Raw genomic sequence first — 24,909 nt, 5'->3', positions numbered from 1 at the left:
TAAATTTTCATGATTATTGATCTGGCAAAAACTTCCCCCCTGTTTCATTCAAGATATATAGGTTACTCTTTTACTTACAGACTGTGGTGACAGTAGTAAGGAGACCTGTATGGCAAAGTATCAAAACATGCTGGTGGCTATCGATCCTAATCAGGACGATCAGCCGGCATTACGACGTGCTGTGTATTTACATCAACGGATTGGTGGCAAAATTAAAGCCTTTTTGCCGATTTATGACTTCTCATACGAGATGACCACCCTTCTGTCGCCTGACGAGCGCACCGCTATGCGTCAGGGAGTGATCAGCCAGCGTACCGCGTGGATCCGCGAGCAGGCGAAGTATTACCTGGAAGCGGGCGTACCGATTGATATTAAAGTAGTCTGGCACAACCGCCCCTTCGAAGCCATTATTCAGGAAGTGGTGGCCGGTGGGCATGACCTGCTGCTGAAAATGGCGCACCAGCATGACAAACTGGAATCCGTGATTTTCACTCCAACAGACTGGCACCTGCTGCGCAAATGCCCTTGTCCGGTATGGATGGTGAAAGATCAGCCGTGGCCTGAGGGCGGGAAAGCCGTCGTGGCGGTCAATCTGGCCAGCGAAGAGGATTATCACAATTCGCTGAACGAGAAACTGGTGAAGGAGACGCTTCAGCTTGCCGACCAGGTTAACCATACTGAAGTCCATCTGGTGGGCGCCTATCCGGTTACGCCAATCAATATCGCCATCGAGCTGCCTGAATTTGACCCGAGCGTGTATAACGACGCGATTCGCGGTCAGCATCTGCTGGCCATGAAAGCGCTGCGCCAGAAATTCAGTATCGATGAGAACATGACCCACGTAGAAAAAGGGTTACCGGAAGAGGTTATTCCGGATCTGGCGGAGCATTTGCAGGCCGGGATTGTGGTGCTGGGCACCATCGGCCGGACCGGTATTTCTGCCGCGTTCCTGGGAAATACCGCCGAGCAGGTGATCGACCATCTGCGCTGCGACCTTCTGGTCATCAAACCGGATCAATATCAGACGCCGGTTGAGCTGGACGATGAGGAAGACGATTGACCCCAAAATGAAAGCCCGCCGGTAACGGCGGGCTTTTTTTATTGCGCTTCGCTCAACCGTTGCGCAGATGCCTCGTCGCCGGCATTCATCCAGGGCGCGTGCAGAACCATGCTCGGTAGCGCCAGCTTGATCTCCTGCTGGTTCAGCCCCTCCAGGATACGAATATTGATCTCCTGCTGAATATCCATGTACTTGTTGTAATCCGCCGTATTAACAATATGAACCACCTCGAAGGTCAGGCGATCGCGATCGAAGCCCAGGAAATGGGCGCGGTCAAACTTCGTTTCCCCGACGTCGGTAATGATCTGTTTGACCATCTCACCCACTGAACGCAGTTTTTCCGGCGCCGTGTCGCTGGCGACCCCGAAGGTAAAAACAATCCGCCGCGTTTGCATCCGCTTGTAGTTATGCAGCGTCTGTTGCAGCAGGATGGCGTTCCCGCAGACAATCTGCTCCCCGCTCAGGCTGCGGATACGGGTGGTTTTCAGACCAATGTGCTCTACCGTCCCGGCGACATCGTTAAACACCACAAAATCGCCGATTTCGAACGGCTTATCAAAACCGATGGAGAGCGATGCAAACACGTCGCTCAGGATCGTTTGCACCGCGAGGGCGATAGCAATACCCCCTACCCCAAGGCTGGCAACCAGAGCAGTGATGTTGACGCCCGCGTTAGCAAGAATAGACAGCAGCATCACTGACCAGACAATGGCACGGAGGATAAGCCCCGTGATCACCAGCGTCACCGGGTTTTTATGGCTTCCCGGCGCCAGCATGACGTGACGAAGCCACGACACCACCCCCTGATCCATCCACAGCGCCACCTGGATAGCGAAGACCAGGAACCAGGCGTGGCTCACGGTACCAAAGAGATGATCCGGTAAGTCGACGAAACGCAGGCTGAACAACAGCGCCACGACAAAAAGCAGGACGCGGCTGGTGCGGTTAAGCATATCCGTCAGGATAAAGCGCATCCGGTTGGTGCTGGGGTGCTTGTCGCCCCAGGTGGTGATCCCTTTCTTAACGAAGGCGATCAGGCGCGTCAGCAGCCAGTACACCAGCAGAGTCACAAAGACCACCGTGGCGACGCCGATCCAGAAAGACGGCGTCATCATCAGCTCGATGATGTCGAAGCGGGACAAAAATCGCATTACACCTCCTCGTATTACACAAAGGGTAAAGTATAGACAGAGGAGAAAAGCTGGCCGCAGAAATAAGAAAACCGCCCCTGGGGGCGGTTTGTCAGGATGAAGCGAAATTACAGCGCTTTCAGGATCGCATCCACGCTGGCCTTGGCGTCGCCAAACAGCATGTGGGTGTTATCTTTAAAGAACAGCGGGTTCTGCACGCCAGCATAGCCGGTGTTCATAGAGCGTTTGAAGACAATAACGTTCTGCGCCTTCCACACTTCGAGAACAGGCATACCCGCAATCGGACTACGCGGATCGTCCTGCGCCGCCGGGTTAACGGTGTCGTTGGCGCCAATCACCAGCACGGTGTCGGTGTCGGCGAAATCATCGTTGATCTCGTCCATTTCCAGCACGATGTCGTAAGGCACCTTCGCTTCCGCCAGCAGCACGTTCATGTGGCCTGGCAGACGCCCCGCCACCGGGTGAATACCAAAGCGAACCTTGATACCGCGCGCGCGGAGTTTCTCGGTGATTTCCGCCACCGGATACTGCGCCTGCGCCACCGCCATGCCATAGCCTGGGGTGATGATGACGGAATGCGAGTTTTTCAGCATCTCTGCGGTGTCTTCCGCGCTGATTTCACGGTGTTCACCCACTTCCTCATCAGAACCGGTTGATGAACCGTCAGAACCGAAGCCACCCGCGATGACGCTGATAAACGAACGGTTCATCGCCTTACACATGATGTAAGACAGGATCGCACCGGAAGAACCGACCAGCGCACCGGTGACAATCAGCAGGTCGTTGCTCAGCATAAAGCCTGCCGCCGCCGCCGCCCAACCGGAGTAGGAGTTCAGCATGGAAACGACTACCGGCATATCTGCTCCGCCGATAGACGCCACCAGATGCCAGCCGAACGCCAGCGCGATGATGGTCATCACCAGTAACGCCAGCACCTGCAAGCCTACGCTTTCGGTACGCACGAAGACCACCAGCAGCACAAAGGAAACGACCAGCGCCGCCAGATTCAGCTTGTGGCGGTTAGGCAGCATCAGCGGTTTGGAAGAGATCTTCCCGCGCAGCTTGCCGAACGCCACAATCGACCCGGTGAAGGTCACCGCACCGATGAAGATGCCGAGGAACACTTCGGTCAGATGGATGTTCACCAGAATCGGCTCCAGGCCCGGTTCGTGGTACAGGTAGCTGTTGAAGCCCACCAGCACCGCCGCCAGACCCACGAAGCTGTGCAGAATAGCAACCAGCTCCGGCATCTCGGTCATTTCAACGCGTTTCGCCAGACGAATACCAATCGCGCCGCCGATGATCATCGCCACCAGGATCCACGCCACGTTGCCGGTGTCCGGCCCAAAGATGGTGGCAATCAGCGCAATCGCCATACCGGCGATACCAAAGTTATTTCCCTGCTGAGACGTTTCGTGTTTGGAAAGCCCCGCCAGACTGAAAATAAACAGGATTGCAGCAACAATGTATGCGGCTGTAACTAATCCTCCAGACATATGCTACCCCTTAGCCTTTACGAAACATTTTCAGCATGCGCTGAGTCACGGTGAAACCACCGAAAATATTGATACTGGCGATCAGCACCGCAATGAAGCTCAGGAAGCTGATCCAGCCGCCATGACCAATTTGCAGCAATGCCCCGACCACGATAATCCCGGAGATGGCATTGGTGACCGACATCAGCGGGGTATGCAGCGCATGGGAAACGTTCCACACGACGTAGTAACCCACCACGCAGGAGAGCGCGAAGACGGTGAAGTGGCCAAGGAACTCTTTTGGCGCGACGTCCGCCAGCCAGCCAAACAGGATTATGACCAGCGCCATGATGGCGTATTTGCGCCACGGCGACGCAGGTTTTGCTGGCTCCGCGGGCTCTGGTGCCGCTTTCGGCGCAGCCTGAGGTTGAGCGGAAACCTGAATCGGCGGTGCAGGCCAGGTGATTTCCCCTTCACGCACCACGGTAACGCCACGCACCACCACATCATCAAAATCAACGGTAATGTTGCCGTCTTTCTCTTTGCAGAGCAGCTTCAGCAGGTTAACGAGGTTCGTGCCGTACAGCTGAGAGGACTGGGTTGGCAGACGCCCTGGCAGGTCGGTATAACCGATCACCTTCACGCCGTTCGCGGTCGTCGTGACCTGATTTGGCACGGTATACTCACAGTTACCGCCGTTTTGCGCCGCCAGATCGACTATAACGCTGCCCGGCTGCATGGAATCCACCATCTCACGGGTGATCAGCTTCGGCGCCGGTTTACCCGGAATAAGCGCGGTGGTGACAATGATGTCTACCTCTTTTGCCTGCGCCGCAAAGAGCGCCATTTCCGCCTTGATAAAGGCTTCAGACATGACCTTCGCGTAACCATCACCGCTGCCCGCTTCTTCCTTGAAGTCCAGCTCAAGGAATTCGGCGCCCATACTCTGCACCTGCTCCTTCACTTCCGGCCGGGTATCAAACGCGCGAACAATAGCGCCCAGGCTGTTTGCGGCCCCGATAGCGGCAAGACCTGCCACACCGGCACCAATCACCATCACCTTCGCGGGTGGAACTTTACCTGCCGCCGTAATCTGACCGGTAAAGAAGCGACCAAACTCATGCGCAGCTTCGACAATGGCGCGATAGCCGGCAATGTTCGCCATGGAGCTCAGCGCATCCAGAGACTGCGCGCGCGAAATACGCGGCACGGAGTCCATCGCCATCACGGTGACACCGCGTGCCGCCAGCTTCTCCATCAACTCCGGGTTTTGGGCTGGCCAGACAAAGCTCACCAGCGTAGTGCCCGCGTTCAGCAGTTCAATTTCACCCTCTTCCGGTGCGTTTACCTTCAGAATGATGGGTGATTGCCAGACCTCAGCACCGTCCACGACGTCCGCGCCAGCCTGAGTAAAGGCCTCGTCATCGAAACTCGCCAGTGTGCCCGCGCCGCTTTCAATCGCGACGGTAAAACCCAGTTTAAGCAGTTGCTCCACCGTTTTTGGTGTTGCCGCTACGCGGGTTTCATTGGCTAACCGTTCTTTTGGTACCCCAATACGCATAGTTTTCCCTTCCATCGGTTTTTGATGATGGTTTGTCGATAATTGCCCGCGGTTTGTATCAATTTTCACCATCGCGATAACGACGGAGAATGATTAACCCCGGAAAATAAAACAGTAACAAACTTTCTATAACCTACTGAAAATAGCGCCCGTGATCTACCGCCAGAAAACACTATTTCTTACTTTATCTGTGAAAAATAAGCGATCGGGGTTACTGACAGAGATATTTACCTTAAATTCGCCTTCAGGACCGATAAATCGCGCAAGCGAAGCGGTAAAAACATGATATAGCGCCATAATAGAACAACTCATTAACATTAAATTAACTTGTAAAAGTCATATGCTTAATCAGTTTTTCTTGTGAAACGCCTGTTTTTTCCACATATCACAAAATGTTATCGAATCAGGTCCTTTGGTGAGCACAGGCTGTGAAAAATGCCGCAGACAGCGATGGGTGTTAAATGCCATAATCGGGACCGTCTCAAATTAACAACAACACCAGTACATGGTTTGCGCAAGGCGAAGGATTATTTTTATGAAGCTTAAGAACACACTCCTGGCGTCCGCACTTCTTTCCGCGACCGCCCTGTCTGCGAATGCCGCGACAGAGTTGACGCCGGAGCAAGCGGCAGCGTTAAAACCTTTTGACCATACGGTCATTGTGGGTCGCTATAACTCTATTGGCGATGCCGTCGCCGCCGCATCAAAAGCCGCCGATAAAAACGGCGCTGCCTCGTTTTACGTTGTTGACCAGTCCGATCAAGGCAACAGCGGCAACCAGCGCGTGACGATTGCGCTGTACAAAGATAATGCCCCAAAAGCAGATGAACAGAAAAACCGCGTGATTAACGGCATTGTTGAACTGCCGAAAGATCAGGCTGTTCAGCTGGAACCGTATGACACCGTGACCGTTCAGGGCTTCTACCGCAGCCAGCCTGAAGTTAACGATGCCATCACCAAAGCCGCGAGAGAAAAAGGCGCTTACGCGTTTTATATAGTGCGTCAGGTTGATGCCAACCAGGGCGGAAACCAGCGCATCACCGCTTTCATCTATAAGCAAGATGCGAAAAAACGCGTAGTGCAAAGCCCGGATGCCATTCCAGCGGATTCAGATGCGGGACGTGCCGCGTTAGCGAAAGGCGGTGAAGAAGCGAAGAAAGTGGAAATTCCGGGCGTAGCAACGTCTGCGGCACCAAGCGCTGAAGTGGGCCGTTTCTTTGAAACCCAATCCACCAAAGGCGGTCGTTATACCGTTACATTACCAGACGGCACGAAAATTGAAGAGCTGAACAAAGCCACTGCCGCGCAGATGGTGCCGTTCGACAGCATCAAGTTTACGGGCAACTATGGCAACATGACGGAAATCTCCTATCAGGTGGCGAAGCGTGCTGCGAAGAAAGGCGCGAAGTATTACCACATCACCCGTCAGTGGCAGGAACGTGGTAACAACCTGACCATCAGCGCCGATCTGTACAAGTAACAAAACGGTTTCATAAAGGCGGCGCAGTGCCGCCTTTTTTGTTACTTTTTTTCTGATTTCTGCCACACGTCATTGCATGCATCCTTCACACTCCGTAAAATCCCGCGCCTTAGCGTGATCCACCATTTTTATGCGCCTTAGCGAAATAATTATTCTGGATTTGGACTTTTCATAACAGGAAGCCAATGGAAAAGAAACTTGGCCTGAGTGCGTTAACTGCACTTGTATTGAGCTCAATGCTGGGCGCGGGCGTATTCAGTTTGCCGCAGAACATGGCGGCCGTCGCCAGCCCGGCCGCATTACTGATTGGCTGGGGCATTACCGGTGTTGGGATTTTGCTGCTGGCATTCGCCATGCTGCTGCTGACCCGTATCCGACCGGATCTGGACGGCGGAATATTCACTTACGCCCGGGAAGGTTTCGGCGAGCTGATCGGCTTCTGCTCCGCCTGGGGTTACTGGCTGTGCGCGGTGATCGCCAACGTCTCCTATCTGGTTATCGTCTTCTCGGCGCTCAGCTTCTTTACCGATACGCCCGAACTGCGCCTGTTTGGCGACGGTAATACCTGGCAGTCCATCGTCGGCGCCTCGGTACTGCTGTGGATTGTTCACTGGCTGATTTTGCGCGGCGTCCAGACCGCGGCCAGCATTAACCTCGTGGCAACGCTGGCCAAGCTTGTGCCGCTTGGCCTGTTCGTCGTGCTGGCCTTCCTCGCCTTCCGTCTCGATGTCTTTACGCTCGATTTCAGCGGCATTGCGCTGGGCGTTCCCGTCTGGGAACAGGTGAAAAATACCATGCTGATCACCCTGTGGGTGTTCATCGGCGTTGAAGGTGCCGTCGTAGTCTCTGCCCGCGCGCGTAACAAGCGCGACGTGGGACGCGCCACGCTGCTGGCCGTACTGGCGGCGCTGGGCGTTTATCTGCTGGTGACGCTGTTGTCGCTCGGCGTGGTGGCACGCCCTGAACTGGCGGAAATGCGTAACCCGTCCATGGCCGGGCTGATGGTGAAAATGTTGGGTCCCTGGGGAGACGTGATTATCGCGGCGGGTCTGATTGTCTCCGTTTGCGGCGCCTATCTGAGCTGGACCATTATGGCAGCGGAAGTGCCGTTCCTGGCCGCCACGCATAAAGCGTTCCCGCGCCTGTTTGCCCGTCAGAACAAAAACAGTGCGCCATCGGCCTCTTTGTGGCTCACCAACATCAGCGTGCAGGTCTGTCTGGTGCTGATCTGGCTCACAGGATCGGACTATAACACGCTGCTGACCATCGCCTCCGAGATGATTCTGGTACCCTATTTCTTAGTGGGCGCATATCTGTTAAAAATTGCGACCCGCCCGGCACACTATGCGGTAGGTGTCGGCGCCTGTATTTACGGTCTATGGTTGTTGTATGCTTCCGGACCGATGCATCTGCTGCTGTCCGTGGTGCTCTACGCACCGGGCCTGCTGGTGTTTATCTACGCTCGCCGTACGCATCAGCTTGATAATGCCCTTAAGCGCCGCGAAATGGCGTTGATAGGTTTGCTGTTAGTCGCTGCCGTACCGGCAACGTGGATGTTAATGGGATAGCGTCGCCTGTCCCATTGTTGAACTGAAAAGGAGATTACGATGGGACACACGCAGCAACGCCCAATATTGATCACTGGCGCAGGCCGTCGCATCGGCCTCGCCCTCGCCCATCACTTTCTCAACCTTCGCCATCCGGTTATCGTCAGTTACCGCACGGAATATCCCTCCATTGAAGGTCTACGAAATGCCGGAGCAGTATGCATTCAGGCGGATTTCTCCACGGATGAAGGTATACTCGCCTTCGCGGACAAAGTGAAATCGACCACCCACGGGCTGCGGGCGGTTATTCACAATGCCAGTACCTGGCTTCCTGAAAAAGCAGGACATTTGCTCAGCGAAACGCTCGCCTGCATGATGCAGATCCACGTTAATGCGCCTTATCTGCTCAACCATGCCCTACAGGATCTGCTGCGCGGACACGGTCATGCCGCAGGCGACATTATCCATTTCACCGATTACGTGGTAGAGCGAGGAAGCGACAAACACATCGCCTATGCGGCCAGCAAAGCCGCCCTGGATAATATGACCCGCTCTTTCGCACGCAAGCTGGCGCCCGAGGTAAAGGTCAACGCGATTGCTCCGGCGATGATTTTATTTAACGAAGGCGATGATGCCGAGTATCGTCAGCAGGCGCTCAACAAGTCGTTAATGAAAATTGCGCCCGGTGAGAAAGAGGTGATCGACCTGATCGATTATCTGCTGACCAGCTGTTACGTCACGGGCCGAACGTTTGCCGTGGACGGTGGCCGCCCGCTGCGCTAGTGAAAGCGGCTCCAGAAGAAGATAAGCACCCAGGCGCTGAGGCTCCAACAGACCACCGCCCCGCCCAGCGCCAGGGGCAGACGCAGAAAACCGGTGAAGTACCACAGCGACAGCAGATAGATAAAATACGGGATGATCGACCACATCCCGAACACAATGGTGGCGCGCAGCGCCTCAATACCCCGCTCAGAGGCCACAATATAGTGCGCGATTAACGCAAAGGTGGGAAACAGCGGGATCAGCCCGGCAATGTAGTAGTTCTTCGTTTTAGCCAGCACCCCAATCAGCAGCACGACCAGCGCACCCAGCGTGGCTTTTATCACCAGCCCCATTCTTTTCCCTTAACAATCAAATAACATTCCCATGCAGGATAACGGAAGTCCGGCTAATTTTGAAAGATTAATGGAAGGTTAAGATTGCGCGGTGTATGTTGACGTTTTTTGCGATGACAGACGTTGTATGAATAAGATTGTTTATGTTGAAGATGAACCCGAGGTGGGGCAACTGATCGCCGCTTATCTGGGTAAACATGATATGGAAGTGGTTGTCGAGCCTCGTGGCGATCGCGCTGAAGACGTCGTGACCCGCGAAAATCCGGACCTGGTGTTGCTGGACATCATGCTGCCCGGAAAAGATGGTATGACGCTATGCCGGGATCTGCGCACGAAGTGGGACGGTCCGATCGTGCTGCTGACCTCTCTCGACAGCGATATGAATCATATTCTGTCGCTTGAGATGGGCGCGAATGACTACATCCTGAAAACCACGCCGCCGGCAGTCCTGCTTGCCCGTTTGCGCCTCCATCTGCGTCAGCGTGCCAGCGGCGCGGAGCGTGAAGCGTCTGCCCCCTCCTTAACGCCGCACAAAGCGATGCGCTTCGGCACGCTTTCTATCGACCCGGTCAACCGACAGGTTATGCTTTCCGGGGAGCTGATTGCGCTCTCAACCGCAGATTTTGACCTGCTGTGGGAGCTGGCAACCCATGCCGGTCAAATTATGGACCGGGATGCATTACTGAAAAATCTGCGCGGCGTAAGTTACGACGGAATGGATCGTAGCGTTGATGTGGCGATTTCGCGTCTGCGTAAAAAACTGCTGGATAACGCCACGGAACCTTACCGCATTAAAACCGTACGCAATAAGGGCTATCTGTTTGCACCGCACGCCTGGGAAACCTGAAAAAAGGAACAAAACAGGAATATTCGAAAAATAACTCACGATGCATCGGAATTATTATCAGTACCCGTCGAAAGTTATCGATTATATGCATCGTCAGTTATAAAATATCCCTTGTTCACATTCCTTCCTTGTATGCTATTTCGTTGGGCATTTTTCGCCTAAACAAAAGTATTCCTAATGTATTTCAGTGCTGTAGTACAATATATATTCAGCAGTGCAGGCGCCATCATCGATCAAAAATCCGTCACTTAAAAGCACATTGGGCTAAAAATAATCTTTACAATTGCTTTAATCATTAACTTATCCTTTTGAAAACAAAGGGGATAGTGGAAAGCGTATAAATAATATCGATCTTTTTCAATGGCTTACGTGTTTGCAGATATCTAATTCTCATGCTAAACCTTATACTCTCTCAATTATTTAATGAAAGAGGTATAGCAATGTCATGGAGAGTCATTAGCTCGGTAATTTGTCCTAATACGGGAATCGTTTATTCAAGCATCTTGGGACTCAAGTTCTTGAAACTCATTATTTGGTATGAAAGCGATGTCTATTTGTACCCCGGTGACAGAATATATCCGACAAAAAATGGCGTCTTCATTAATGGTGTGTTCAAGCCTATATCGATATATAACATATCACCTTATAACGAAATGTTGTGGAGTGAAATTAAAAACAAGATGGCATGCCCATACAACCGAAACCAGCAAGAAGAGATATGCACATACGCGGTGCATTGCAACGCGCGGAAATGCCCGCATGGGTTTACCACGAATCCACTGATTGTCAGCACAGCTAAATCCAGACATTAACGAAGATCGATAATGCTCAGGTTACAACGCTAATTATTTCTGTCGCACCGTTTGTGCCGGATCCCTCTCGCTGGTTAACGCCATTAAATAAAGCCACCCGCAGGTGGCCTTTGTCATTGTTATTACGGATCAATAATACGCAATCGTAAATAAACTCGTTTAACTGAAACGTAAACGGATTTTCCGGGCATTGATGGAATAAAGCGATGCCGCGCTGAAATACCTCTCGACAATTACCCTTTTCAACTCATCATGCCTGACTTGCGCCCATGGCGACCCTGCTGGTAAAAGACGTGTAGTGAAGCCCCTGTTTCGGTGAGATTAATGAAAAAGCTGTTTGTGCAGTTTTACCTTCTGCTGTTTGTCTGCTTTCTGGTGATGACCATGCTGGTCGGGCTGGTCTACAAATTCACCGCAGAGCGCGCGGGCAGACAATCCCTCGACGATCTGATGAAAAGCTCGCTCTACCTGATGCGTAGCGAGTTGCGAGAAATACCACCTCATGACTGGGCGCGCACGTTAAAAGAGCTGGATCTGAATCTGTCGTTTGATCTGCGTATCGAACCCATGAAGGATTTTGATTTAGCGCCGCCTGCGATGCAGCGTCTGCGCGATGGAGACATCGTCGCGCTGGACGAGAAATATACCTTCATTCAGCGTATTCCGCGCAGCCATTATGTCCTGGCCGTCGGGCCGGTGCCCTATCTCTATTACCTGCACCAGATGCGCCTGCTGGATCTCGCCCTGCTGGGCTTTATTGCCATCTCGCTCGCTTTCCCTGTATTCATCTGGATGCGACCGCACTGGCAGGACATGCTGAAACTGGAATCCGCCGCACAGCGTTTTGGGGAGGGTCATTTAACTGAACGCATACATTTCGACAGTGGTTCCAGTTTTGACCGGCTCGGTATTGCCTTTAACCAGATGGCCGATAACATCAACGCCCTGATTGCCAGCAAGAAGCAGCTGATCGATGGCATTGCGCATGAACTGCGCACTCCGCTGGTACGCCTGCGTTATCGCCTGGAGATGAGCGAGAACCTCACCGGGGCGGAATCGCAGGCGCTCAATCGGGATATTGGCCAGCTTGAAGCGCTGATTGAAGAGCTGCTGACCTATGCCCGCCTCGATCGGCCTCAGACGGAGTTGCACCTCAGTACACCGGATCTCCCCGTCTGGCTACAGACGCATATTAACGATGTGCAGAGCGTTAACCCTCAGCGAAAACTGCTGACAGCCATTACCCCCGGCGCGTACGGCGCACTGGACATGCGCCTGATGGAACGCGTGCTGGATAATCTGATGAACAACGCCATGCGCTACAGCGAAACGACGCTGCGCATAGGTTTAGATTTGCAGGGAAGCCAGGCGATTCTGTGTGTGGAAGACGATGGCCCCGGCATTGAGCCGGCGGAGCGTGAAAAAGTTTTTGAGCCGTTTGTGCGCCTCGATCCCAGCCGCGACCGGGCTACCGGCGGCTGTGGTCTGGGGCTGGCTATTGTCCGTTCTATTGCCCAGGCGATGGGCGGTTCGGTTCGCTGCGAAGCGAGCGAGCTGGGTGGGGCCCGGTTCGTCTTTAGCTGGCCGATCTATCACAACATTCCCCTTCCCGTACCTGCCTGACCTAAACCGCACGCTGGCCTGACCCGGCGTGTTGTGCTATATCAATAGTATGTTGTAACTAATTAAGGGCTGCCATGACAACTTACGATCTCATCGAAAGGCTTAACACCACATTTCGGGAAATAGAGCAGGCGTTACTGACCCTCACGGGGCAACTTCAGGACTGCCGCCTGCTGGCCGCCCGCGTCTTTTCCCTGCCCGAGGTGGCAAAAGGCGCAGAACACGACCCGCTGAACACCATTGAGGTGACGCAGCATGTTGGCAAGGCGGCGCTGGAAATGACGTTGCAGCACTATCGTCGCCTTTTCATCCAGCAGCAGTCCGAAAATCGCAGCAGTAAGGCCGCCGTTCGCCTGCCCGGCGTCATCTGCCTGCAAACGGATGCCGCAACGCGTGAAGGAATTGAGGCGCAGATTACGCATATCAATACGCTGAAAGCCGCCTTTGAGAGGATTGTAACCGTTGAGTCCGGGCTGGCACCGGCTGCCCGTTTTGAATGGGTGCATCGCCAGCTTCCGGGGCTGATCACCCTGAATGCCTACCGCACGCTGACGGTACTGCGCCATCCCGCCACGCTGCGCTTCGGCTGGGCCAACAAGCACATCATTAAAAATTTCGCGCGGGACGAGATCCTGGCGCAGCTGGAAAAAAGCCTGAAATCGCCGCGAACGGTCGCCCCGTGGTCGCGGGAACAGTGGATTGAACGGCTGGAGCAGGAGTACCACAGCATTGCCTCCCTGCCAGCTGATACCCGTCTTAAAATAAAGCGTCCGGTGAAGGTGCAGCCTATCGCCCGTGTCTGGTATGCCGGTCAACAAAAGCAGGTGCAATACGCCTGCCCGACGCCGCTGATTGCGCTCTATGATGCCGATCAGGGTGCGGTGGTGCCGGATATCGGGGAACTGCTGAACTACGATGCTGAAAACGTTCAGCATCGCTATAAACCCCAGGCGCAGCCGCTACAGCTGATTATTCCGCGGCTGCACCTGTATGTGGCGCAGTGATTATCTGAGGCTGCCCACCATCGCTTCCGGTCGGACCCAGGCATCAAACTCGGCGTCCGTCAGGTAGCCCAGCGCCAGCGCAGAGGCTTTCAGGGTAAGCCCCTCTTTGTGCGCTTTTTTAGCGATTTCGGCCGCTTTGTCATAACCAATATGGGTGTTCAGCGCCGTTACCAGCATCAGAGACTCATTCAGCAGCTGGCTGATTCGCTCGCGATTAGGCTCAATGCCCACCGCGCAGTGCTCGTTAAAGCTCTCCATGCCATCGGCCAGCAGACGAATCGATTGCAGTACGTTGTGGATCACCATCGGACGATAGACGTTAAGCTCGAAGTTACCCGACGCGCCGCCCATGTTAACCGCCACGTCATTACCCATCACCTGACAGCACAGCATGGTCATGGCTTCGCACTGGGTCGGGTTCACTTTACCCGGCATAATGGAGCTGCCCGGCTCGTTTTCCGGAATGCTGATTTCGCCGATGCCGCAGCGCGGGCCGGAGGCCAGCCAGCGCACGTCGTTGGCGATTTTCATCAGCGAGGCCGCCAGCCCTTTCAGCGCGCCATGGGTATGCACCAGGGCATCACAGGTCGCCAGCGCTTCAAACTTATTCGGAGCGGTAACAAACGGCTGCCCGGTAATCTTCGCCAGCTCTTCGGCCACGCGCACCGCGTACTCGGGATGGGTGTTTAACCCAGTGCCCACCGCCGTTCCGCCGAGCGCCAGCTCCGCCAGATGCGGCAGGCTGTTGTCGATATGCTTAAGGTTGTGCTCCAGCATCGCCACCCAGCCGGAGATCTCCTGGCCGAGCGTCAGCGGCGTGGCGTCCTGAAGGTGCGTACGACCAATTTTAACGATGTCGCGGAAGGCCTGCGCTTTCTCGTTAAGCGTAGATTTAAGCACGTTGAGCTGCGGTATAAGCTGCTCGTGGATTGCGATGACGGCCGCCACGTGCATGGCCGTCGGGAACACGTCGTTGGAACTCTGGCTTTTGTTCACGTCATCGTTCGGGTGGACCTTGCGCTCCATGCCGCGCACGCCGCCAAGCAGCTCGCTTGCGCGGTTCGCCAGCACCTCGTTCATGTTCATGTTGCTCTGGGTGCCTGAGCCGGTCTGCCAGATGGCAAGGGGGAATTCGTCGGGATGTTTGCCCGCCAGCACTTCGTCGGCGGCATTGATGATGGCGGTGGCTTTATCGGCATCCAGCAGGCCCAGATCCTGATTGACTTGTGCGGCAGCGCGTTTGGTCAACGCCAGCGCCTGGATTAGCGAGACGGGCATTTTCTCTGTCGAAATGCGGAAATGCTCCAGCGAACGCTGGGTTTGTGCGCCCCATAGCTTGTCGGCCGGGACGTCGATGGCGCCCATGGAGTCTTTCTCGCGGCGATGCATTGTCATTACTTACTCCTTGATAACAAAGATGGGATTGCTCACATGCTTAAGAGATAAGTATTGATGACTTCTGAGAAACGTTATGGCGCTTTGTGCGCTCTTTTTGATGTCGGGTGGTGGCTGCGCCTTACCCGACCTACGAGAATGTTGGCCGGGTAAGCGTCAGCGCCACCCGGCAATTTACAGAATTACTTCACACACGCCGAACACTGGGAAGACTGGATCTGTTTGAAGAAGTCGTTACCTTTGTCATCCACGAGGATGAACGCCGGGAAGTCTTCCACTTCAATTTTCCAGATCGCTTCCATACCCAGTTCCGGGTACTCCACGCACTCAAGGCTCTTGATACTGCCCTGCGCCAGCACCGCCGCCGGGCCACCGATGCTACCGAGGTAGAAGCCGCCGTGCTTGTGGCACGCGTCCGTCACCTGCTGGCTGCGGTTGCCTTTCGCCAGCATGATCATGCTGCCGCCGTTGGCCTGCAACTGGTCGACGTAGGAGTCCATACGGCCCGCCGTGGTTGGGCCTAACGAGCCGGAAGCATATCCATCAGGCGTTTTTGCCGGACCTGCGTAGTAGATCGGGTGATCTTTAATGTACTGCGGCAGCCCTTCGCCGTTGTCCAGGCGCTCTTTCAGCTTCGCATGGGCGATGTCGCGGCCCACGATAATCGTCCCGTTCAGGGAAAGGCGCGTCGAGACCGGATACTGCGAAAGCTGCGCCAGAATCTCTTTCATCGGACGATTCAGGTCCACGCGAACCGCTTCCCCCTCGCCCGCTTTACGCAGTTCTTCAGGGATGTATTTGCCCGGGTTGTTCTCCAGCTTCTCGATCCAGATGCCGTCGCGGTTGATCTTCGCTTTGATGTTACGGTCCGCTGAACAGGAAACGCCCATCCCCACCGGACAGGAAGCACCGTGGCGCGGCAGGCGGATCACGCGAATGTCATGCGCGAAGTATTTGCCGCCAAACTGCGCGCCCAGCCCCAGGTTCTGCGCTTCGGCCAGCAGTTCCTGCTCAAGCTGCACGTCGCGGAACGCCTGACCATGTTCGTTACCTTCCGTTGGCAGGCCATCGTAGTATTTGGTTGAGGCCAGCTTAACGGTTTTCAGGGTGCTTTCGGCAGACGTACCGCCAATCACAAATGCGATATGGTACGGCGGGCAGGCCGCGGTGCCGAGGGTACGCATCTTCTCGACCAGGTAGTTCTTCAGCTTGCCCGGGGTAAGCAGCGCTTTGGTTTCCTGGTAAAGATAGGTTTTGTTGGCTGAACCGCCGCCTTTGGCGATGCAGAGGAATTTGTACTCGTCACCGTCGACGCTGTAGAGGTCAATCTGCGCGGGCAGGTTAGTGCCGGTGTTCACCTCTTTGTACATATCCAGCGCCGCGTTTTGCGAATAGCGCAGGTTGTCTTCGGTGTAGGTATTGTAAACGCCGCGCGCCAGCGCCGCTTCGTCACCGCCGCCGGTCCAGACGCGCTGGCCTTTTTTACCGGTGATAATCGCCGTGCCGGTGTCCTGGCAGGTCGGCAAAATGCCTTTCGCCGCGATATCAGAGTTACGCAGGAATTGCAGGGCAACGTACTTATCGTTCTCGCTGGCTTCCGGGTCGCTCAGGATATCAGCAACCTGCTGCTGATGCGCCGGACGGAGCATAAAGGAAGCATCATGGAAGGCTTGCTGCGCCAGCAACGTCAGCGCCTGCGGGTCAACTTTGAGGATCTCCTGCCCTTCAAACTCAGAGACAGTAACGTAATCGCGGGTTAACAGATAATACTCGGTCTGATCCTGACTGAGGGGGAAAGGATCCTGATAATGGAAGGGTTTATTCGACATTGTTCTCTCACTTACTGCTTCGGTCTGTTTATTCAGGGCAGATGTTCCGCTGCCCGGCTTAAAAGCGAGTCAGCTTATCCTACACAATTTTTTAACAAAAACTGAGACTAGTACGACTTTTTACATCCGCAGGTTACTTCCATTCGGTTTATTGCTTTAATACGCGGAGTTAATTCCACATATGAATCAGGGCTTGATAATGCAAAAACTCATCAACTCAGTGCAAAACTACGCCTGGGGAAGTAAAACTGCGTTAACGGATCTCTACGGTATCGCCAACCCGGACAACCTGCCGATGGCAGAGCTGTGGATGGGCGCGCACCCGAAGAGCAGCTCAAAAATTGAAGATGCCAGCGGTCAGGTTCGCAGCCTGCGTGACGTCATCGACGCCGACAAAGCCGCACTGCTCGGCGATAAAGTGGCGAATCGTTTTGGTGAGCTGCCGTTTCTGTTCAAGGTATTGTGCGCCGACCAGCCGCTCTCCATTCAGGTTCACCCGAACAAAAAAGCCTCTGAGCTGGGCTTTGCCAAAGAAAATGCCGCCGGTATTCCGTTAGACGGCGCAGAGCGTAACTACAAAGATCCTAACCACAAGCCGGAACTGGTTTTCGCCCTTACCCCTTTCCTGGCGATGAATGCCTTCCGCGAGTTTTCCGAGATCATCTCCCTGCTGCAACCGGTCGCCGGGGCTCACAACGCGATCGCCCACTTCCTTGAAAACCCGAACGCAGAAGCCTTGAGCGAGCTGTTTGCCAGCCTGCTGAATATGCAGGGCGAGGAAAAATCCCACGCGCTGGCGGTGCTGAAAGCCGCGCTGAACAGCCAGCAGGGTGAGCCATGGGACACCATTCGCGTAATTTCCGCGTTTTATCCGGACGACAGCGGTCTCTTCTCTCCGCTTCTGCTGAACGTGGTGAAGCTCAACCCGGGCGAAGCGATGTTCCTGTTCGCTGAAACCCCGCACGCCTACCTCAACGGCGTGGCACTGGAGGTGATGGCTAACTCCGATAACGTACTGCGCGCGGGCCTGACGCCAAAATACATCGACATCCCTGAGCTGGTTGCCAACGTGAAGTTTGTGGCGAAACCTGCTGCGGAGCTGCTTACTCAGCCGGTGAAAAACGGCGCAGAGCTGGATTTCCCGATTCCGGTTGACGATTTTGCCTTCTCCCTGCACGACCTCAGCGCAGACGAAACCGCCATTGCACAGGAGAGCGCCGCGATCCTGTTCTGTGTGGAAGGCGAAGCGACGTTGCACAAAGATAGCGAGCGTCTGGTGCTCAAACCGGGTGAATCCGCCTTTGTCGCAGCAAACGAGTCGCCTGTCCGGGTGAGCGGCACCGGTCGCCTGGCGCGTGTTTTTAATAAGCTTTAGGGACTTACTGAATTTTTTAACAACTCTTGCTAAGCTAGTAACAGGCGTTGTAACACCAGGCGGTTTTAACCGCCTGGTTTCATTTTAGGGATAATCGCAATGAAAAAATCGGTCGTAGCGGTAGGAGTGATTGTTGCTTTAGGCGTAATCTGGACGGGTGCTTCCTGGTATACCGGGAAACAGCTGGAAAGCCGTCTGGCAGAGATGATGACGCAGGCAAACAGCGAGATTAAGCGCAGCGCGCCTGAAGCAGGTCTGGAGCTGAGCTATCAGAACTACCAGCGTGGCGTGTTTACCAGCCATATGCAGGTGGTGGTGAAGCCGGTTGCGGGTAATCAGAACGCCTGGCTGAAACCGGGCCAGAGCGTGGTGCTGGATGAAGTGGTCAGCCACGGTCCGTTCCCGCTGGCGCAGTTGAAAAAGTTTAACCTGATCCCCTCTATGGCATCCGCCAGAACCGTACTGGTGAATAACGAGGTGACGAAGCCGATTTTCGATATGGCGAAAAATGAGTCGCCGTTTGAGATCAATACCCGCATCAGCTATGCCGGTGATACGCATTCCGACATCGACCTGAAAGCCCTGAATTACGAACAAGGCACTGATAAAGTCGCCTTCAGCGGCGGTAATTTCCAGCTTGATGCCGATCGCGACGGCAAGAATGTCTCCCTGACCGGCGATGCCGCCAGCGGCCTGGTGAATTCAGTCAATGAATATAACCAGAAGGTGCAGCTTACCTTCAACAACCTGAAAGCCAGCGGCAATAGCCGTATGACTGATTTTGATGAGCGTATCGGCGACCAGAAACTGAGCCTCGATAAGATCGCCATTGCGATCGAAGGCAAAGAGATGGCGGTGCTTGAAGGCATGGAGCTGGACGGTAAGTCTGACGTGTCCAAAGACGGTAAAAGCATCAACACCCAGCTAGATTACAGCTTGAAAAGCCTGAAAGTACAGAATCAGGATCTGGGTACCGGTAAGTTGTCCCTGAAAATCGGCAACATTGACGGCCAGGCGTGGCACGAATTCAGTCAGAAATACAGTAAAGAGAGCCAGGCTCTGCTGACCGATGCCGCCCTGCAACAGAACCCACAGGCTTACCAGCAGCAGGCGATGACGGTGCTGTTTAATAACCTGCCGATCCTGCTGAAGGGCGAGCCGGTGATTACCGTTGCGCCACTGAGCTGGAAAAACGGCAAAGGCGAAACCAACTTCAACCTGTCGCTGTTCCTGAAGGATCCGGCAGCCACGACCAGCGAGCCGCAGACCCTCGCGCAGGAAGTTGACCGCAGCGTGAAATCGCTCGACAGCAAGCTGACCATCCCGATGGATATGGCAACCGAGTTCATGACGCAGATTGCGAAACTCGAAGGGTATGGTGAAGAAGATGCAGGTAAACTGGCAAACCAACAGGTGAAAGGCCTGGCGGCGATGGGCCAGATGTTCCGCATCACGAAGGTGGAAGACAACACCATTTCCACCAGCCTGCAATATGCTAATGGCCAGGTGACGCTCAACGGCGACAAAATGCCGCTGGAAGAGTTTGTCGGTATGTTTGGTATGCCGACGCTGGGCATGCCTGAACCGGCCGAACCGGCTGCGCCGCCGGCAGTACCGCAGCAGTAAACGAAAAACCCCTCGCATGAGGGGTTTTTTATTGCCGGGTGGCGCTGACGCTTACCCGGCCTCCGATCCTGAGCCGTTGTAGGCCCGTGCAAGCAAAGCGTTTACTTCACCGTCACTAAGCGCGCAGCCACAATCTGATGCCCGGCCTGCACGTCCGTATTTTCAATGCGCTGCATAATTCGTTCTGCCAGGGTGTACCCCATTTCACGAGCCGGCGTCGTCGCCCAGACGATGGGGAGATCGTCTAACGCATTTTCACCGACATCTGCAAACGCCCCCAGCGCCACCTGATGGCCGAAGAACGTTTCTACCCCGCCCTCACCGCTCTGGCGTCCGGCGCGGATCAAGCCGAACCACGCCCCCATCGCAATAACGTCGTTATAGCAAATCACCGCGCTGATCGTCGGGCTGTTGCGAAGCAGCGTGCCGATGGCTTCCGCGGCTTTTTTCTGGCTGGATTCACACTCCACCACCCATTCGCTGTGAAACGGCAGGCCATATTTGATGAGCGTGGAGCAGTAACCGCCCACCCGCTCGGCACGCGTCAGGGACGAGCTTTTACCGCCGAGCCAGGCGATGCGCTGATGGCCGCGATGAATAAGATGCTCGGTCAGCATTTGCGCGGCCTGCATGTTATCTGGCCGAAGGGTATCGGCTTCGTCGAGATAGCTGGCGCGCGACGCAAACACCAGCGGTACGCCTTTCTGCGCCGCGCGCTCACACAATTCACTGCCCACGCCGGACGCGCCGGCCACGATTACCCCATCCACCCCTTGTGTCAGCAGCAAATCCAGCCTGGAGAGCAGTTGCTCCGGTTCGCGCCCACCGTGGAGCAGGAAAACCATTCGCCCCTGCGCTTCAAGCGCCTCGGTCAGCCCGGCGGTCAGTTCTGCATAAAACGGCGACGCGAGATCGCGAACGATCAGCCCTATCACCCCGCTTTGCCCACCGCGCAGCGCCGACGCCTGGCGATTACGCACAAAGCCCAACTGCTCAACGGCCTCGTTGACGCGCTGACCCGTTGCAGGAGAGATGCGCCCCTTCCCGCTTAATACCAGCGAAACGGTGCTGACGGAAACCCCCGCCGCCAGCGCGACATCGTTGATGGTGATCTTTTTCGCTACAGCCATGTGGTGGCGTGACTCCTTGATAATGAGATCGCTAAAACGTTTTATCAATACGTTATCTTTATACTACCAGTAAAAGCCTGAGAATGTGATTTAGCGCGCACTAAAGTTTGATAAAACGTTTTATCTTCTCGCCCCATCGAGGTCGTTAAATCTCTTTCTACCATTTAAGGAGTCGTTTTATGACGACGAAAGCAGCACAAAAAATATCGCTGTGGGAGTTTTTCCAGCAACTGGGTAAAACCTTTATGCTGCCCGTGGCGCTTCTCTCTTTTTGCGGGATTATGCTGGGGATCGGCAGCTCGTTAAGCAGTCATGACGTCATTACTCTGATCCCTTTCCTGGGAAATCCGGTACTTCAGGCGATCTTCATCTGGAGACTATTAAGTCTTTTAACGAAGTGGCTTGATGTTGGATTGATGTGCGGTAACTTCTGCTATGTTGCCGCGATACGATTTGTCATGTGCAATGAACTAACGTCGTTTCGCGGTAACTTTATGCCCCACCCATGCCCCATCACACCACCCTGTCATCCTGCATCACGCTGTTGATGAAGAATGTCACCCGCCCCATCACCTCAACCTCTTCCGCAGCCTCCCCCTCTATCGCTTCACCATCATCACAAATCAGCGCCCTGCCCATGACCCTGGCAAACTGAGTCCGTCCGCCGCTGAGGATTAGCAGAACCTGATTCTGTACCAGTCTGGTGCACGGCTCGATAACCGCAAAGCCAGACGAGGTTTCGAGGATGCGGCTGTCCATGCCGATCCCGCAGATAATTTCCGGAGATAAACGCGGTGCTACGAAATCAGCCGCCGGTGAAGGAAATCCCATCAGTGTACCCTCCCCATGTTACGCAGGATCCAGTACCTGTTGTCGCTACCGTCTGTCGTCTTGTCAGCGAAGCCTGGCTGATTGCGCTCTATCCATGCATTGGCGTCGGCTCGGGTGAAGTGCCAGTTAAAACCACGCAACTTTTCTATAAAGCTGTCTGTTCTCAGGTAGCGGTAGCCCTTTGGGTTAAGCTCTATGGCCGCAATAAAGGCGGCCTGAATATCTGAAATTCGGGGCATAATCTGCACTCCCTTTATTACTGTGTTTATATACAGTAGTTTCAAATGGAATGCAGATCAATTTGGGTTCGCCTATTAATTTTTAAGGCTGAATGTCTTCAGGCTGCTCTGTCAGTTCAAGAGAAGCTTCTGAAGCTCTTGTTTTCCAGATGCTATCCTCTGGCATATCGAGGCGAACGTCGATCCAGCTATTGGCAGGAACATCTATAGGAGCCCCTTTCGTTTTAACAATTTCGCCTTCTTCGCTGAGCATGTATTTCCGCTTAAAAAGCCGAATCGTCAGCCCACCGCTTTCTGTCTGCTCAGCTTCAACTACACCCAGTTCTCCCATTCCACCCGGGTCCATTGGCGGCAGCAGCTGCCATCCAGAAGAAGCCAGACCAGCTGAACCGGTAAGCGTATAAACACCTACATCAAGACGAGAAATGCTGATTCCTTCAGCTTCTGCATTCGCCGTACCGCAGCCGCACCAGATAAAGTCATTCTCATCAATATCTGTGCGCTGACTTTCTTCCTTTGATTTGACGATACGGGCTACTGGAGACGCTGCCTTGAGGCTTCCGTCTGATGCTACGGTGGTATTTGTTGATGTATAAAACTTTTGCCAGGAACCCGCCGTTCCGCCAGCCATGCCTCTAAACCAAATTGTTGGGCTGTTTGTGTCCAATGCCGCTGCTATTGCACAAGCGTAAGACCCACCGGCATATGCCAGAACCATCCCCCCCATACGTTGAGCAACAGGATTACTTCCATTACCCTGTGTCGCGCCATAGAACTGGGTTCTGTCAAAAGGTACGCCTATCGAAAATTGATGTGGTATAGACTGTCCCAGGCCGAAAGCCCCCTGCATCAAAGCGACACCTGCAGTGGTATCGGTAATTGAGGATTGCAAATTTACTGTTGCAGCTGTTCCTAATCCGAGATTGGTACGTGCATCTGCTGCGGTCTTTCCTCCCGTGCCACCCTGACTGATACTGAGGGCGGTAGTCAGGCCGCTTAGGCTGGTGATATCGTTGTTCGCCCCTTTTTTCGCCAGTGACTTCTGCCCCGGTACCGTTATTGCTGTACCGTTAATGGTGATAGTGACATCAGTAGCTCCATTCATCACATCAGCGAAACCGCTCATGTAGCGCTGGTACATCGTGAAGGTTTCAGCGATATCCTGCGCCAGACCATCCACGCTCAGACTGTCACTCAGAAGAATGGCAAATCGGGTTCCGGCGGGAACTGCTGGGTTAGCCGCTGGCGTTACAGTGAGACTTGTTGCGCTGCCAATGGTGGTAATCTGAAATACCTGCACAGGGCTGGTCATTGCAATAACGGTACAGCCGTTACGAATAAGAGAACCAGCAGCAGTGAAGTTTGTGCCGGTACCTGTAAGGGTGTTTCCGCTGATGGCGATAGTGCCAGTAGTATAAATCATGTTTTCTCCAGGCAATAAAAAACCCCGCCGAAGCGGGGTTTGTTCAAAACTGAATGGGTTAGTGGCAGGTGGTGCTGGTGAACGTGTTGGCGCTCACCCATGACCAGTTAAAGGGATAACCGGCGCGGTACTGCGTCTGATTGTTTTGTTTACGGACTCCGTAGATCTGGACGCTGCTTTCCTGTCCGCCGACCAGGGCTGTTCCGGTGCATACGGGTTGCTGCTTCTCAATAACGCCAGCGCAACCGGAGAGCAATACCGCTACCGCCAGGCAAAGAATCATATTTTTCATAGTGGTTATATCCCAGGGCATTCATGAAGCTACACAATAACAATATGAATCATCGGGATATAATTGATTTGGTAGATCAATTATTCGAAATTGATCGTTCAAAACGATCAATCATAATTGGCGCAGTTAATGGCCATAATCACGTTCCTCAGATTCGAATACGTAACGTTCTGAAGGTTGCCGCCGGGGGTTGTCTGCGGCCTGGCGAATATCCGCGTATTGCTTCCCTCAAGCTTTGCCATGCTCTTGTATATGGCCGAGTAGGGCTGCGGCTGACCGCCGGCGGATACAACCCCGGTAATTAGCCCCAGCATGGCAGGCATACAGGCCCACTTCCCCGCCAGAGTTGTATTGATGTTGTATCCTGAGCTGGCATCCACCCCGGCGGTACCGAGGGTGACAACATCGCTCAGCGTGCGCGTTTCGTTTGTTAAAATCAGCGTCCCTGATGCATCCCACACAGCCAGCCCGTAGTCTGGCTTTGTCTGCGGGAAAATAGAGAAAAAATAAACGTACGCTGTGCCGGTTGCATTCGGTCTGAGAAAATCAATCGTGATGGTGTTCCCGCTTATCGTCTGAGTGATTTCGACCTCAACCGTGCAATGAACGAAGGCGACAACAGGCTGGCCTGCGGGGAATGTGTGCGTCACTTTGGTATTGAACCCCGATGTTCCCTGAAGTGCCGCTGTCTTTCGCGCCTGAAGAGCGATTGGCGAGCTGTTCGCGGTCACCCATACTTCCCCGCTCGTGGTCGTCAGTAAAACGCCATACTCCGCCATTTATGCCCTCTCGATCTGGAAAATGAGATAAGCCGCTGCCGCAGGCTCAGTCCCTGCTGAGTAGTCGGTATCGCCTACTGCTGACACTGTTGCTGTTCCCCCTGAAATGGTGATCTTCCTCCGACTCGTACCAAACTGATCGCCGTTCATGCTCTGAAAACAGGTCAGCCTGCAACCCGGTGGAAGCGCTACGGTGTAAGAGCCTGTTTTCTGGTTCTGGGCCAGCTGGAGATAGCCACAAACACTGACAGGCTTAACGCCATAGTTATTTACATTGCCTGAGGCGTCCCATGTCTGAACACCATATTCCGCCAT

23 protein-coding genes and 1 pseudogene are annotated in these 24,909 nt (G+C 54.2%); 11 read left to right on the top strand and 13 right to left on the bottom strand.

Going from position 1 to position 24,909, the window contains the following annotated elements; genetic code table 11:
- Positions 1-109 precede the first annotated feature (109 nt).
- Positions 110-1,060 (top strand): universal stress protein UspE, encoded by a 951-nt coding sequence (gene uspE, locus ACOTXL_RS21945; protein ID WP_003857535.1) that lies wholly within the window; start codon positions 110-112, stop codon positions 1,058-1,060.
- 38 nt (positions 1,061-1,098) lie between these two features.
- On the opposite strand, the gene ACOTXL_RS21940 is transcribed toward uspE, so the two are convergent.
- The 3 genes from ACOTXL_RS21940 to pntA all read right to left on the bottom strand — a co-directional run bounded on the left by ACOTXL_RS21940 (position 1,099) and on the right by pntA (position 5,247).
- Complete coding sequence (locus tag ACOTXL_RS21940; protein ID WP_003857538.1) at positions 1,099-2,211, bottom strand: mechanosensitive ion channel family protein; 1,113 nt, start codon at positions 2,209-2,211, stop codon at positions 1,099-1,101.
- A gap of 107 nt (positions 2,212-2,318) precedes the next feature.
- Positions 2,319-3,707, bottom strand: coding sequence for a Re/Si-specific NAD(P)(+) transhydrogenase subunit beta (gene pntB, locus ACOTXL_RS21935; protein ID WP_003857541.1), 1,389 nt, complete (start codon positions 3,705-3,707; stop codon positions 2,319-2,321).
- A gap of 10 nt (positions 3,708-3,717) precedes the next feature.
- On the bottom strand, positions 3,718-5,247 hold the full coding sequence (gene pntA / locus ACOTXL_RS21930) for a Re/Si-specific NAD(P)(+) transhydrogenase subunit alpha (RefSeq protein WP_023324557.1): 1,530 nt from the start codon (positions 5,245-5,247) through the stop codon (positions 3,718-3,720).
- A 535-nt stretch (positions 5,248-5,782) separates the two neighbouring features.
- Here pntA and ydgH point away from each other — a divergent pair.
- The 3 genes from ydgH (at position 5,783) to folM (ending at position 9,057) form a co-directional block, all read left to right on the top strand.
- Complete coding sequence (gene ydgH, locus ACOTXL_RS21925; RefSeq protein WP_003857546.1) at positions 5,783-6,727, top strand: DUF1471 family protein YdgH; 945 nt, start codon at positions 5,783-5,785, stop codon at positions 6,725-6,727.
- A gap of 185 nt (positions 6,728-6,912) precedes the next feature.
- Positions 6,913-8,295, top strand: coding sequence for an amino acid permease (locus ACOTXL_RS21920; RefSeq protein WP_003857548.1), 1,383 nt, complete (start codon positions 6,913-6,915; stop codon positions 8,293-8,295).
- 39 nt (positions 8,296-8,334) lie between these two features.
- The gene (gene folM / locus ACOTXL_RS21915; protein WP_045351028.1) at positions 8,335-9,057 is read left to right on the top strand and encodes a dihydromonapterin reductase; all 723 of its coding nucleotides are present in this window, start codon (positions 8,335-8,337) and stop codon (positions 9,055-9,057) included.
- Here folM and ACOTXL_RS21910 read toward each other — a convergent pair.
- Positions 9,054-9,389 (bottom strand): GlpM family protein, encoded by a 336-nt coding sequence (locus ACOTXL_RS21910; RefSeq protein WP_003857551.1) that lies wholly within the window; start codon positions 9,387-9,389, stop codon positions 9,054-9,056. The two genes, folM and ACOTXL_RS21910, sit on opposite strands and share 4 nt — an antisense overlap.
- Positions 9,390-9,516: 127 nt before the next feature.
- Between ACOTXL_RS21910 and rstA the strand changes: the two genes are divergently transcribed.
- The 4 genes from rstA (at position 9,517) to tus (ending at position 13,675) form a co-directional block, all read left to right on the top strand.
- The gene (gene rstA, locus ACOTXL_RS21905) at positions 9,517-10,236 is read left to right on the top strand and encodes a two-component system response regulator RstA (RefSeq protein ID WP_003857553.1); all 720 of its coding nucleotides are present in this window, start codon (positions 9,517-9,519) and stop codon (positions 10,234-10,236) included.
- A 392-nt stretch (positions 10,237-10,628) separates the two neighbouring features.
- Positions 10,629-11,048 carry an anti-adapter protein IraM gene (gene iraM / locus ACOTXL_RS21900; protein WP_058659747.1) on the top strand — a complete coding sequence of 140 codons (420 nt, stop codon included), beginning with the start codon at positions 10,629-10,631 and terminating at the stop codon, positions 11,046-11,048.
- A 324-nt stretch (positions 11,049-11,372) separates the two neighbouring features.
- Positions 11,373-12,671, top strand: coding sequence for a two-component system sensor histidine kinase RstB (gene rstB / locus ACOTXL_RS21895; RefSeq protein WP_003857557.1), 1,299 nt, complete (start codon positions 11,373-11,375; stop codon positions 12,669-12,671).
- 74 nt (positions 12,672-12,745) lie between these two features.
- Positions 12,746-13,675 carry a DNA replication terminus site-binding protein gene (gene tus / locus ACOTXL_RS21890; RefSeq protein WP_003857559.1) on the top strand — a complete coding sequence of 310 codons (930 nt, stop codon included), beginning with the start codon at positions 12,746-12,748 and terminating at the stop codon, positions 13,673-13,675.
- Here the strand turns inward: tus and fumC are convergent, their stop codons facing one another.
- A complete protein-coding gene (fumC, locus tag ACOTXL_RS21885; protein ID WP_045351029.1) occupies positions 13,676-15,070 on the bottom strand; it encodes a class II fumarate hydratase in 1,395 nt (464 codons plus the stop codon).
- 182 nt (positions 15,071-15,252) lie between these two features.
- Positions 15,253-16,899 (bottom strand): class I fumarate hydratase FumA, encoded by a 1,647-nt coding sequence (gene fumA, locus ACOTXL_RS21880; RefSeq protein WP_023314046.1) that lies wholly within the window; start codon positions 16,897-16,899, stop codon positions 15,253-15,255.
- Positions 16,900-17,098: 199 nt separating this feature from the next.
- Here fumA and manA point away from each other — a divergent pair, with 199 nt between their 5' ends.
- Positions 17,099-18,274 (top strand): mannose-6-phosphate isomerase, encoded by a 1,176-nt coding sequence (gene manA / locus ACOTXL_RS21875; RefSeq protein ID WP_045351030.1) that lies wholly within the window; start codon positions 17,099-17,101, stop codon positions 18,272-18,274.
- A gap of 99 nt (positions 18,275-18,373) precedes the next feature.
- Positions 18,374-19,900: a YdgA family protein gene (locus tag ACOTXL_RS21870; RefSeq protein ID WP_045351031.1), complete on the top strand. Its 1,527-nt coding sequence runs from the start codon at positions 18,374-18,376 to the stop codon at positions 19,898-19,900.
- Positions 19,901-20,001: 101 nt separating this feature from the next.
- Here ACOTXL_RS21870 and ACOTXL_RS21865 read toward each other — a convergent pair whose 3' ends face one another.
- Entirely contained in the window at positions 20,002-21,030 is a 1,029-nt protein-coding gene (locus ACOTXL_RS21865; protein WP_003857568.1) for a Mal regulon transcriptional regulator MalI, read from the bottom strand.
- Positions 21,031-21,209: 179 nt separating this feature from the next.
- Between ACOTXL_RS21865 and ACOTXL_RS21860 the strand changes: the two are divergent.
- Positions 21,210-21,404: pseudogene (locus ACOTXL_RS21860) on the top strand (PTS sugar transporter subunit IIBC); the annotation flags it as partial.
- A 139-nt stretch (positions 21,405-21,543) separates the two neighbouring features.
- On the opposite strand, the gene ACOTXL_RS21855 reads toward ACOTXL_RS21860, so the two are convergent.
- The 6 genes from ACOTXL_RS21855 to ACOTXL_RS21830 form a co-directional block, all read right to left on the bottom strand.
- Positions 21,544-21,861, bottom strand: coding sequence for a hypothetical protein (locus tag ACOTXL_RS21855; protein WP_023306078.1), 318 nt, complete (start codon positions 21,859-21,861; stop codon positions 21,544-21,546).
- On the bottom strand, positions 21,861-22,100 hold the full coding sequence (locus tag ACOTXL_RS21850) for a hypothetical protein (RefSeq protein ID WP_023303632.1): 240 nt from the start codon (positions 22,098-22,100) through the stop codon (positions 21,861-21,863). The genes ACOTXL_RS21855 and ACOTXL_RS21850 overlap by 1 nt, the downstream gene beginning before the upstream one ends.
- An 82-nt stretch (positions 22,101-22,182) precedes the next feature.
- Positions 22,183-23,523 (bottom strand): hypothetical protein, encoded by a 1,341-nt coding sequence (locus tag ACOTXL_RS21845; RefSeq protein ID WP_045626268.1) that lies wholly within the window; start codon positions 23,521-23,523, stop codon positions 22,183-22,185.
- A gap of 58 nt (positions 23,524-23,581) precedes the next feature.
- Entirely contained in the window at positions 23,582-23,815 is a 234-nt protein-coding gene (gene cor / locus ACOTXL_RS21840; RefSeq protein WP_017382566.1) for a phage exclusion lipoprotein Cor, read from the bottom strand.
- Positions 23,816-23,922: 107 nt separating this feature from the next.
- Positions 23,923-24,546 carry a hypothetical protein gene (locus ACOTXL_RS21835; protein ID WP_234393270.1) on the bottom strand — a complete coding sequence of 208 codons (624 nt, stop codon included), beginning with the start codon at positions 24,544-24,546 and terminating at the stop codon, positions 23,923-23,925.
- Between the two features lie 48 nt (positions 24,547-24,594).
- Positions 24,595-24,909 (bottom strand): hypothetical protein, encoded by a 315-nt coding sequence (locus ACOTXL_RS21830; protein WP_045626269.1) that lies wholly within the window; start codon positions 24,907-24,909, stop codon positions 24,595-24,597.

The sequence above is a fragment of the Enterobacter cloacae complex sp. IR5402 genome (genome assembly GCF_049238125.1).
GTDB lineage: Bacteria > Pseudomonadota > Gammaproteobacteria > Enterobacterales > Enterobacteriaceae > Enterobacter > Enterobacter hormaechei_C.
This window is presented reverse-complemented; position numbering and strand designations above follow the sequence as displayed.